Source organism: Gallibacterium genomosp. 3, from assembly GCF_001678475.1.
Lineage (GTDB): Bacteria > Pseudomonadota > Gammaproteobacteria > Enterobacterales > Pasteurellaceae > Gallibacterium > Gallibacterium faecale.
On sequence record NZ_JTJR01000043.1, the window covers coordinates 1 to 12,361 of the forward strand.

The following is a 12,361-nucleotide window of genomic DNA, read 5'->3' on the forward strand; positions in this document are numbered from 1 at the left end:
CAAGTGTGCGAGGGTTTGCATTATTCGCTTCGCTCACCCTTCGGGCTGTTGCTTTCAGCAACATTCAACGCTTTGCATTGTCTTTTGCCTCCTTTTCTTTGCAAACTCAATGACAAAAAGCGATAGCTTTTTGAACGTTGCTTGCAACGACCCGTTAGGGTGAGCAAGCTTGCTTGCGAATAAAAGGAGGTCGCCCTTTAGGGCGAAACTCTAAATGATATTTAGCAAAAATATCATTTAGACTTTATCATCAAACTATAAATTGAATAGTATTATTTACTATTCATGGCTCACAAAATAAACACAAAAAACAAAACTTGTTTACTAATTAAGCAATTAATCAACGTAATTATCTTTATTCGTTTAAATTCAGATAAAAAGCTTCCCTTTCTAATAAAAATAGGTACTATAGCCCGTCCTTTTTCAACTTGTTTGTATAAAGGAACATTCTCTTTATTCCCCATAAAGGGAATTAAAAAAGCTGAAACGCTTTTTTTAATAAGTAGCGAGTCAAATGCCCCATGGCATCTGTTTGTAGGAAACAGAAAGCTTAGGCTTCCCGCAAGGCACCCGACTTATTTTTTTCACCTCTATTAGAAGGTTTATTTTAAAATGACAATTATCACCCCTATAAAATCAATTCATAATGCTACCAACTCTTATTATTTAGATCGTCAAGATAAGATGGAATCAAATGTAAGAAGTTATCCACGTAAATTACCTTTAGCGATTGCAAAAGCTTCTGGCTGTTGGGTAACAGATGTTGAGGGCAAAGAATATCTTGATTTCTTAGCAGGTGCAGGAACGTTAGCGTTAGGGCATAACCATCCCGCAATTAAACAGGCTATTTTAGATACTGTGGCAAGTGATCTGCCGTTACATACTTTAGATTTAACCACACCATTAAAAGATGCTTTCACCGAAGAATTATTATCTTTCTTCCCTAAGGATAAGTATTGTTTACAATTTTGTGGACCATCTGGTGCAGATGCTAATGAAGCGGCGATTAAATTAGCAAAAACTTATACTGGTCGTGGTAATGTGATTGCTTTTTCAGGCGGATTCCATGGTATGACTCATGGTTCTCTTTCGCTAACAGGCAATTTAAGTGCAAAAAATGCTGTACAAAATTTAATGGCTGGCGTGCAGTTTATGCCATACCCACATGAATACCGTTGTCCATTTGGTATCGGTGGCGAGGCTGGTGCTGAGGCAGTTACCGCTTATTTTGAGAATTTCATTGAAGACGTGGAAAGTGGAGTAGTAAAACCTGCTGCCGTTATTCTAGAAGCAATTCAAGGCGAAGGTGGCGTTGTGCCAGCGCCAGTGAAATTCTTACAAAAAGTAAGAGAAGTTACCCAAAAGCATGGCATCTTACTAATTTTAGATGAAGTACAAGCAGGCTTCTGCCGTTCTGGTGAAATGTTTGCTTTTGAACACGCAGGTATTGAGCCTGATATTGTTGTTATGTCTAAAGCTGTAGGTGGTAGTTTACCATTAGCAGTATTGGCTATTCGTAAAGAGTTTGATGTGTGGAAACCAGCTGGACACACAGGAACATTCCGCGGTAACCAATTAGCGATGGCGACAGGCTATGCTTCATTAAAAATTATGCGTGAACAAAATCTAGCGCAAAATGCAAAAGAACGTGGCGAATATCTAAAATCCTCATTACAAACCTTAGCGAAAGAATATCCTTGCATTGGGCATATTCGTGGACGTGGTTTGATGATGGGAATTGAAATTGTTGATCCAACCAAACAACCAGATCGCACAGGCGCGTATCCAGGTAATCCAGATTTAGCCGCAGCAATTCAAAAAGCGTGCTTTAATAATGGATTATTACTTGAGCGTGGTGGACGAAATGGGAATGTTGTTCGTGTTCTTTGTCCAATTATCATTACACAAGCTGAATGTGAAGAGATGATCAAACGCTTTACTCAAGCTTTAGTGGATGCGTTACAGCAAGGGTAGAGTAATTATTAATTACTTTGCTTATGGTCGATAAAAGTACGAGCCAGTTCTCGTACTTTTTATCAATAGCGATCAATCAATTTATGTAGGAATTTAGTTATGTTAAATCAACATAAACGAGCATTATTTTGCCGCGATCCTCAATCGATCAATGATTACCAAACTGCAATGCAACAAGCAGTTACCGCAGTTTGTGAATGGATGCAGAATGATAAAATGTATACAGGGGGAAGCATTCGCCAAATTCGCCCGACCATTCAATTTAAGCCAACTAAAGAGGGAGCGGGAATTGAAAAAACTTTGCAACATCTCACCGAGATTTTTCTTCACCCAAGTTTAAAAGTTCATCATCCTCATTCATTAGCACATTTACATTGCCCAACTATGGTGACCAGCCAAATTGCGGAAGTGTTTATTAATGCGACTAACCAATCAATGGATTCTTGGGATCAAAGCCCAGCAGGATCGATTATGGAAGAGCAGCTAATTGACTGGCTAAGACAAAAAGTGGGCTATGGCAAAGGGACTGCTGGCGTGTTTACATCGGGTGGCACACAGTCGAATTTAATGGGAGTGTTGTTAGCTCGGGATGCTTGTGTGGCAAAACATTGGCAGCAGGAAGATGGTTCAGAATGGTCTGTGCAACAACAGGGCTTGCCAGCAGAAGCGTTACAAAAGGTAAAAATTATCTGTTCTGAAAATGCCCACTTCTCAGTGCAAAAAAATATGGCAATGATGGGAATGGGATTTCAGTCGGTGGTGACTGTACCAACCAATCAAAATGCCCAAATGGATGTTGCAGCATTAGAAGCCACGTTAGCGGAATTAACAGCACAAGGAAAATTTATTGGATGTGTTGTCGCAACTGCTGGAACAACAGATGCAGGTGCTATTGATGATATTGCTGCTATTAGTGAAATTGTAAAGCGATATGATTCTTGGCTGCATATTGATGCTGCTTGGGGTGGTGCATTAATCTTGTCACATAATTTCCGTGATTGGTTAAACGGATTAGAACAAGCAGATTCTATTACGCTCGATTTTCATAAGCATTTTTTCCAAACTATTTCTTGTGGCGCATTTTTATTAAAAGATGAACGGAATTTCCGTTTTATTGATTATAAAGCTGATTATCTTAACTCTGAGTATGATGAAGAATATGGTGTGCCAAATTTAGTAGCAAAATCGTTACAAACGACACGCCGTTTTGATTCACTAAAATTATGGTTCACGATGGAAGCGTTAGGAGAAGATCTTTATGCGTCAATGATTGATCATGGGATCTATCTGGCAAGAGAAGTAAGTGATTATATTAACGCACAACCGATGTTAGAGATGTTAGTTGAACCGCAATTTGCTTCGGTATTGTTCCGTATTTGCCCGGCAGGATATCCAGCAGAATTTATTGACGCATTGAATCAAAATGTGGCAGATGAATTATTTGCTCGTGGCGAAGCGAATATTGGCGTTACCAAAGTGAATGGGATACAAGCGTTAAAAATGACCACATTAAGTCCAATTGCGACTATTGAAAATGTTAAAGCATTATTAGAGCAAGTGGTAAATGAAGCAGAACGCATTAAATCAGCGATTGTTACAGGAGATTATGTGCCACCAATCGCTCTCTAATCTTGTTTACAGCAATGAAAAATCAATAATGCCCGAAGTTTCGGGCATTATAGGCTTAGTAACTATAGGTGCTAAAAAGAGATGCTTATAGCAACAAATTTGTCTATTACACCTATTATTTATACTGTCTTCGGCTTGTTGCCTTTGTCTTATTTTGAACTTAACCGACAACGATATTTAAAAAATTAAAGCACCAGTTACGATAATATCCACTCGTCTATTTTGAGCTCGCCCACTTGCAGTGCTATTACTTGCAACTGGTTGTGTTTCACCATTGCCTTGAACAACAATTAAGTTACTTGAAACACCATTACTGATAAGTTCACTTGCAACAGAATACGCTCTGTCTTTAGAAAGTTTATAGTTATAAGCTGCATCGCCTACGGAATCAGTATTACCTGCAACAAGAACCTTAGTTATAAGTGGGTTCATTGCGATACGTCTAGCGATTGCTGAAATCTTAGGAATGGCTTCTGGTTTTAATCTGGCACTATTAGTCGAGAAATAAGTGTCTGAAGATAATGAAACTCTATCTAAACCAGCACAACCAGATAAAAGTAGGATAAAAGGAATTAGTACTAAAAATAACTTCTTCATATAGACCTCATAAATTTAATATAGTTAATCATAAAAACAAATAGGGTAAAAAATTACTATTATCTTTTATTCACATACCTCCTCTGTGGTTACTTTCTTTAATGATTGGTTAATTAACTCTGTTAATTCTTGTGTGTTCTGAACTTCTGTATCAAGCATTTGTCCATTAGTGATTGCAGATAAACAACTATCTCCATCCCAAGTACGGTTGATTCCTACAATATTAATTTTTAGTTTTGGTCGCTTTTGAGCTTCTTGTGTGATAAGTTGACAGATATCTCGATTGGTACAATCGCCATTTCCTTCACTAATTAAGAGAATGAATGCTTCTCGATTTACACCATCAACCATAGATAATGCTTTTTCTAATCCTTCATAGAGAGGAGTGCCAGGCACACGATGATTACGGATTTTCATCTGATTAATTTTTTTTGCTAAATTTTTGCGTTGATCGAAATTAAATATTCCATGGGAAGTCGTGGCAGACTTAGTAGGACTTCTAGATAGACAACTTTTTAATTCAACTAAACTAATATCAATAGCAGGATCAATAGCAGGTAATAACTGATTAAATGCGATTTTCGCAGCATCGGAGCGATTTGGCTTTCTGAACATATAATTGATTCTTTCTTGAGAAACATGATGGTGTTTGAGATATTCATCAAATTGGCGAATTGTCTGGATAGATTCTTTTATTGTGTAACGCATACCAGAAGCGTTATTAAAGATAACTGCTAATTGTGGTGCTTCTGCTGGTGTCAATTTCTGACGACATACTTTTGGCGGGGGTGGTGGTTCTTGAATCACTGGTTTATTTTCTGGTTCAGTTATTACTGTTTCCTCTTTTATAGGCTGGGTATCTTTAGATGTTTTATGTAAATAAAACCACCAGAATAGTAATCCTAAAAGAAGCAATAAAAGTGGTAATAACCACCAACACCAACGATGAGAAGCGGGGGAAACAGGAGGAATTGGTGGAGGTGTAGCAGGTTTTTTCCCTACACCCCATCCAACAATCACAGGATCATTATTAATGATATAGATTTGTTTTGTGTCATGGCTTGCACCATCAATAAGTTGTGTTAATAAATTCGATTGTTGTGGAGTAATATGTCCTTGTTGAGATAACGTTTGGGTTAATTGTTTAATCGCATTAAGCCGTGATTCAATTAATGGTTGAATAGAGGATAATTTTTGCTGATCCGTAATACTGTTTTTTAGCAGATAAGGTTGACCTTGGAGATCACTATACCATTCTACAATTTTTCCCTCTTCTTTTATTTCTGGTCGCGCAAATAGAGTCGCCGTACTTGGTGGGAGATGACGCATAATAATGGCTATCAACTCATCATAATGTGATAAAAGTTGAATCGCATTGTTATGTTCTTGTTGAATAGTAAATCGAGCTAAACGTTGCATAGGTGTACCTCAAAACAATAAAAATAGGTAGTTGATACTACCTATTTGCAAAAATTAAATACCACTAGCTGTTTGTAATGCTTCCAGCTTACGTTTTAATGCCTCTATTTCAGCTTGCTTTTCTGCGTCAGTTGCTGAGGAATTATTGATATTCTTAAGTTCCTGTTCAGCTTTTTTGATTTCAGCTAGTACATCTTCTTTACCTTTAGCTTTTTGTTTTAATTGTGCAGTATAAGTAGTTACTGATTTATTTAACTTAGCTAACTCAGCCTTTTTTTGTGCGACTTTACGTTGAGACACAGTGACTTGTTGCTGTGTATTTGCATATGTTTGATTCAGTGTAGCATTTGTTGCTTGCTCACTTTGTAATGCTTGTTCTTTTTGTTGAACGCGATGATCATATGTTCCAGAACTTGTACACGCCATTTTATTCCAAATACTGGTTTCTACGCTTGGATCACATTGTTCAGGTGAAACTGAACAAGCAGTTAAAGCCGTAAGGATTGCACATATTGAAATAATTTTTACTTGTTTCATTTGTTACCCCAATCGAATAGCAGAACGTTGTTTAGTTGATGCATCGACTAAGCGTTCGTATGCAGCAATTTGTTTATTTAAATTTGCAATTTCAGCTTCAAATTTGCCTACTTTCATACCACTGGCTTTTTCTTTGCTTGCTACTTCACGTAATGTTTGTGCCCGCTTTTTCATAGAAGCAAGATTATTTTTTGCTGCATTAATATCAGCGTCAATTTGTGCTAATTGTTTTTGTGCTTCTGCTTTTTGAATTGCACCAGATTTTAATTGTTTATTCATATTGGCAAGTAGTCGATTATTTTGGGTTAATTGACCTTTTGCTTTTGCTGTTGCGCGTCTAACCATCTCTGAATTTTTACGAGTTTCCGCAATATAAGAGTTCAGGCGATCTTCGGTTTTAGCATAACTTTTTCTTTGTTTTTCTAAATAATAGTTGGTTCCCATTAACGCACCACAACCAACTGCAGCACCAGCTACACCAGCAACTGTTGCTGTTCCAGCATCTTTACCTGCCAATAATGCAGCACCAGCACCAAGAACGGCACCACCTGCAGCACCCCAAGCACAAGCACCTAGACCTGATTCACTAAAAAATTGTGCTTCTTCACCAGTAGATAAGCTACTTCTAGAACTGGAAGTACTACCCATATTTTGGCAACCTGTTAGAATCAGAGTTGTAGATAATGCTAATACGCTTAATAATGAAGGTGTTGATTTGACCATATTATTTCTCCTGTTTGATGTGTGTACAATTTTCTAACCATTGTTGACGATTAATTTTTCCATCTTGATAATACTGAGCAAGATGCTTCCAGTAGAGATCGACATATTTTACCAAATTGGCTTTACCACTACTATTTACAATTGTGTTAGCACGTTCTACTTGGGATTCTATTGTTTGTTTATTATAGGTTGCAGAGCTCCCTACTATGGTATCAGCATAGTATTTTAAGACAAAATCACGCGCTTGTTCTGATTCTGTTAAGCGGGCTTTAGCTGCCGTTTCTTTTTCTGTATTTGGATATAATGAAGTCATCGCTTCTGCGATTTTTCGATTTTGTTCGACTTCTCCGTCCAAATCAGAAACATTTGCACATAAAAAAGCGCCTAATTGTAGTGCTGAATGTATAGCCGCATCTCGTTGTTCATCTCGCTCTAAGTTAGCGGCTCTTAATTGTTCTTTAGTATTATTAAGTTCTTTTTTTAATTTTTCATCAATAGTGGTATTAGCCAGTGCTGCTAACTTATTAACAATTTCAGCGCCTTCAGCTTGATTATTATTTTTTTTGTTGTCTTGGCCTAACGCTTCCCATTCCGTTTGTAGTTGTTTTATATGTTCACTTGATGTTAATAATGGTGCAACAATGGCTACTCTGAAGCCGATATCTTTTGCCTTTTTTACACCATTTTTATCATAGTATGGAATCTCTAAGCGAGAGATATTGTTTACATCAGATTCTGATTTTAAGTAACTTCCACCTCTGACAGTAATTCCTCCATCTTGTCCGTGATAGCGATTTAATTTATTGAGTTTGAAACTATCGAACATCATTTCACTTGCGTTACCTAATGTGTCGAATAGTCCAATTGGATTAGGTTTTAAACGACCAATTACTTGTAAACGACCATTGGCTGATTTTGCATTATTAAACCAAGCATATTCAGCTAAATTTCCCTTCATTGGAAAGGTAATTTCACGAAATTCAGAAGGTGTTACAGCAACACCGCCGCGAGAAGCGAATTCCCATTCAACATTAGTAGGTAAACGGATAAAACCTGCCGTACCATCATCAGTAACAGGTAATTTGTCTTTTGCATTTTTTAATAGCCATTCATTATATTTTTGAGTAAAAGTAATAGCATCAAACCAACTAATATTGGTAATTGGTAATAACCCTTTCATATTTGGAGTAGGGCATTTTTCTGCCATCACAGATTGGTATTGTGCATCGGTAATTTCATATTTTGCTAATAAAAAGTAGCGTTCATTATGCTTATCTGTAAATCCGCCAGTAATGTAATTAGGTGTTGCATATTCAGCATAACCATCTTGTTGACGATTACCACCTAGCGTAATAGAAGTATCTTCTAGTGGTTTATGGGTATTTGTTTTAACGATCCGAAACGCCATACTTCCTTCACAAGGTAAAGGAAGAATAACATCATCAGCAAGAGGCTGGGGATTGTAAAATTTTTCATCCCAAGCACTTTGTGCTGTTGCAGCAAAAAAAGATAGACTAAGGAATACAAAAGTATATCTAAACATCTCTTAAACTCTCCGCAGGTTGAATTTTGAGGGCACGGATAGCGCCAATAGCGGCGACAATACCAGCTAAAATAAAAGAAATTGTGAATGCAATGAGTAGATGTATTGGTTGTAAACTACTAACAAAATAGGTTTCCATTAAGTGGCTAGTTAATTTTTGGTTAAATAATTGACTACCTACTAAAAAGAATAGATAAGATAGAATGAATGAAATACTACTTAAGATAATAGCTTGTAAAATTAAATAACTGACAACGCTTGTTGCTTGAAACCCAAGTAATCGTAAAATAGCAATTTCTTTTCTTTTACGATCAATATTAGCTAAAAAAGCACCAATTAGTGATAAAAGACAACCAATAATAGAGGTTCCGGCAATAACGGTAAAGATGGTTTCTAAAACAGAATCAATGGCTTTAACATTTTCAATAGCTTTAGCCTCTGTACGGATATCAATGTTTTTCTCACGGAGTTTTTGAGCTAATGGTAAAACGTCATCTAAAGTTTTAGCGTAAATTCTTGCTCTGGCAAAGGTTGTTCTAGTTTGGGCAGGAGAATCTCCTTGCATTGTAGGGAAGAGGGCAGTTTGTAGCCCATCACGAAAATCTTCAATCCCAAGAAGTATATTTAAATCAACAAAGGCTGCAGCCCTAGGAAAACGAGTTTCGGGAATAATATCTACAACTGTAAAAGAAAGAATTCCCTTTTCAATATTATTTTCGTAGGTTCTTGTTGCGAGTAGCTCTATTTGTTCGCCTATGTTGATTTTCAATTTTTCTGCAGCTAATGCACTCAAAATAATAGAATGTTGATTTGGTAATAGGTGTTGTACAAAGGGATCCCCTTGTTTTGTTGGTAATATTTCTACATCAGCAATAAAGCGATTGTTTTTACCTCGTAAATCAACAATTGTATTTAGTGAGCGAGTTAAAGGGATGACAAATTGTACTTCTGGTTGAGATTCAATCCATTGAAACCATTGTTGTGAAAGGTTTAAATTACCGACAATTTTAATTTCTAAATTACGTGGATCATTCAATAATTGGTTTCGTAATTGTGATACAACACCATATTTCAAACTAAAAAGGAGTAATAGTGGTGCGATCACAGCAATTAATGAAGCAATGATACAAAAAGAGACTTTCCGATCATAAAAAAGATCTCTTGAAGCAAGTTTACTCAGCAAAACAGCTTTCTGTAGATAGCATATAGGTATCATCTTTTTGATCTCTTCGTTTTTCTTTAAAAATAGCTTGTTGTGAGGAAATTAAATCAGCTTGGAATATACGTAAATTATGAGACTTCGTAAGTTCCCAATCATGTGTGACTAATAAGATTGCAATTTTTTGTTGAATAGCTAGTTTTATCATTAAATCGAATAGCGTATTGGCATGATGGGGATCGAGAGCTGATGTTGGTTCATCTGCTAATAAAAGTGAGGGTTTATGAGCAATAGCTCGGATAAATGCGACTCGTTGTCGCTCGCCAATAGATAATTGTTTTGGATATTTGTTTAATAAATGTTGAATATGCAGTTGTTCACACAAAGAAGATATCCAATGTTGATCTATTGTTGAATGTAATAACTCATTTGGTAAAGCAATATTTTGCGCAATCGTCAAAAATGGTAATAATCCACCATTTTGTAACATAAAACCTAACTGTTTTGCTCTGATTTGAGCTAATTGTTGATGTTGGTGTTGTTGAATTAATTGCCGAATATCGATAGATTGATGGGGCGTTTCTATTTCAAAACGATCAAGTCTGTCTGGTTGTAAGATCAAGCCAATCATTTCTAATAATGTACTTTTCCCACAGCCACTCATACCTTGAATGGCAATAACCTCACCTTCGGTTACTTGTAGCTGTGGTAATGAAACAGTAAAACTTTGTTGTTCTGTTCCTCGAGTGATAGACATATTCTCGATAATTAGCATGATCTTACCTTTGAAGTTATTATGGTAATGCTTCTAATGGAACAGGATAGACAAAGTCTCTTGGATCACTACCTTCAGATAATGAAATCCAACGACTTTGATCTTCATTGAAGATCCGATAATGACGTAATTTACTGTGCAAATCTCTGATAAATTTTTCTTGTTCTTGTGCACTCATTCCTTTCCAGGTGTCTTCATCAATTGAGGTGACCTGGCTCTTATAAGGAATATTATCCAAGTATTCACCTAATAAACCGAGATCTACAATTTTAGTTGAGCTATCAGATTTGATTTTATTAGGATCTTGTCCCATAGCGGCTGCAATAGAACGAAGTTGAGCAAACATATCATCTGGTGAGATTAAACCTTCATTTGCAGCATCTGCGATTTTTTTTACGATGTCACTTAAATCACTTAATTGGGCTTTGGTTAACAATATTCGAGCTTCAGCTGTTGGGATAGAAGGTTTAACAAAATCGCGATCGCTAATCCAAGCTTTAAATACAGGAGGCGCTTTAGTTCCTTTTACATCACCTAAGTATGCAAGTTGCATAGCTTTGCCTAATAAGATCGCATCTTGCTCAATTTCATCTTTCGGTTCATTTTGGCTATTAGATGCGGTTAAGGCGCTACCAGCAGCCATCTCCCCGCGATAAGCTAATTTTACTTGTTCAGTTAATGCTTTGGCTAATTTACTAATTTTTTCACCAAATTCATTTACATCTCCAGCATTGACAGGGTAATACAATGCTTTATTTAAATAGTTATTAAAGGCGAGGTCATTATATTGCTCTTGTGCTTGTTGATGGTTTTTAGCTCCAGCAGGTGTTTTTAAGTGAAGAGCATAGATAGCAACACCTTTATGTTGTGCTTCTAAACGTAACTGTTTAGCGTCTAAACCAGTTGTGGAAATTGGATTATTACCATCAATTGCACCGGCATCAGTAATCAACACAATATAACGGGCACCGAAATTATTCCATTTAATATCATTAAGAGCTTGATTAATACCAGCGTAAGCATCTTCATTAAATTCTTTGCTGGATACTGTTGCTTGTTTTAAAGAAGCAACTTTTTGCATAAAATCTTGCCCATTTTTTACTGTATTTGGATCAACAAAAAGCTTTGAAGTATATTCTAAACCTTTTACTGCATCAGTATTGGAGCGGAATGCAACTAAACCAAATTTTACTTGTTGTCCTAATTTTTCTTTTTCAATTTGTTGATAGACCTGTTTAATCGCTTCTCGTGTACGATTGATATAAGGATCCATCGAAATTGTAGAGTCTATAACAAAGACAACAGCAGCGCTGAAACCGACAATTTCTTGTGGATCTTTACTATTTTGATTTGTGGTATTAGATGCTTGATTAGATGAAGTAGATTTAGCTAACGTTTGATCATTTTTACTGACCGAAGCAACTTCTAATACTCGCTCATAAAATCCTTTTGCATTCATCACTTCTTCGCCTTGTAATATTGGTAACAAGTAGAAGTTTTTTTGGAAATCAACAAATTCTGCGGGCTCTTGAGCAAGTACAGCCGGATTATTTTTATTATTAGCTAAATCTTTACGGATTGGTTGGAGTAATTTATTTGGATCATCCGCATTAACAATTTCATCTAAAGTGGCTTTATCTTTAAAGAAAAGCAAGCGATCTCTGTCTGAAGGGTTAGTAAAGACAAGTGTCATTTGCATATTCCAAGGTACGGCACAACTTTCATCAAGCCAACCTACAGTTTTTCCAAATGTGTCTGGACCTATTAAGACAAATTGCTTATTGGTAACTTTTTCTCTTTTATAAACATAATAGCGAGAAAATGTTGGAATTTTTTTCCCGGTTTTTGCTTTATTGTCGGCCAATAATTCACAAGTTGGGGTGCTTAATACTCGTTGATATAATGTTGTTTTTCCTTCTTGCAATAGAGGTTTCTCATTAGCAAATACCATTAAAGGTAATAAGCATAGAGTATATAAAGGAGTTAGTTTCAATTTAGCCATATG

Annotated in this window: 10 protein-coding genes; 2 read left to right on the forward strand and 8 right to left on the reverse strand. The window is 36.3% G+C overall.

Annotation, left to right across the window (positions count from 1 at the left end):
* Positions 1–612 precede the first annotated feature (612 nt).
* Positions 613–1,974, forward strand: a complete 1,362-nt coding sequence (locus QV06_RS09685; protein WP_065237957.1) for a diaminobutyrate--2-oxoglutarate transaminase — start codon at positions 613–615, stop codon at positions 1,972–1,974.
* 99 nt (positions 1,975–2,073) lie between these two features.
* Positions 2,074–3,603, forward strand: coding sequence for a pyridoxal phosphate-dependent decarboxylase family protein (locus QV06_RS09690; RefSeq protein WP_065237958.1), 1,530 nt, complete (start codon positions 2,074–2,076; stop codon positions 3,601–3,603).
* A 177-nt stretch (positions 3,604–3,780) separates the two neighbouring features.
* Here the strand turns inward: QV06_RS09690 and QV06_RS09695 are convergent, their stop codons facing one another.
* The 8 genes from QV06_RS09695 to QV06_RS09730 form a co-directional block, all read right to left on the reverse strand.
* Positions 3,781–4,200, reverse strand: coding sequence for an OmpA family protein (locus QV06_RS09695; RefSeq protein WP_065237959.1), 420 nt, complete (start codon positions 4,198–4,200; stop codon positions 3,781–3,783).
* 66 nt (positions 4,201–4,266) lie between these two features.
* On the reverse strand, positions 4,267–5,619 hold the full coding sequence (locus QV06_RS09700) for a hypothetical protein (RefSeq protein WP_065237960.1): 1,353 nt from the start codon (positions 5,617–5,619) through the stop codon (positions 4,267–4,269).
* Between the two features lie 54 nt (positions 5,620–5,673).
* Positions 5,674–6,156: a hypothetical protein gene (locus QV06_RS09705; protein WP_065237961.1), complete on the reverse strand. Its 483-nt coding sequence runs from the start codon at positions 6,154–6,156 to the stop codon at positions 5,674–5,676.
* Between the two features lie 3 nt (positions 6,157–6,159).
* A complete protein-coding gene (locus tag QV06_RS09710) occupies positions 6,160–6,879 on the reverse strand; it encodes a hypothetical protein (protein ID WP_065237962.1) in 720 nt (239 codons plus the stop codon).
* Position 6,880: 1 nt separating this feature from the next.
* The gene (locus tag QV06_RS09715) at positions 6,881–8,422 is read right to left on the reverse strand and encodes an SUMF1/EgtB/PvdO family nonheme iron enzyme (protein ID WP_065237963.1); all 1,542 of its coding nucleotides are present in this window, start codon (positions 8,420–8,422) and stop codon (positions 6,881–6,883) included.
* Entirely contained in the window at positions 8,415–9,638 is a 1,224-nt protein-coding gene (locus QV06_RS09720; RefSeq protein ID WP_065237964.1) for an ABC transporter permease, read from the reverse strand. Before QV06_RS09720 ends, QV06_RS09715 begins: the two co-directional genes overlap by 8 nt.
* On the reverse strand, positions 9,595–10,356 hold the full coding sequence (locus QV06_RS09725; protein ID WP_065237965.1) for an ABC transporter ATP-binding protein: 762 nt from the start codon (positions 10,354–10,356) through the stop codon (positions 9,595–9,597). Before QV06_RS09725 ends, QV06_RS09720 begins: the two co-directional genes overlap by 44 nt.
* Before the next feature lie 19 nt (positions 10,357–10,375).
* Positions 10,376–12,358 (reverse strand): vWA domain-containing protein, encoded by a 1,983-nt coding sequence (locus tag QV06_RS09730; protein ID WP_065237966.1) that lies wholly within the window; start codon positions 12,356–12,358, stop codon positions 10,376–10,378.
* Positions 12,359–12,361: the final 3 nt, after the last annotated feature.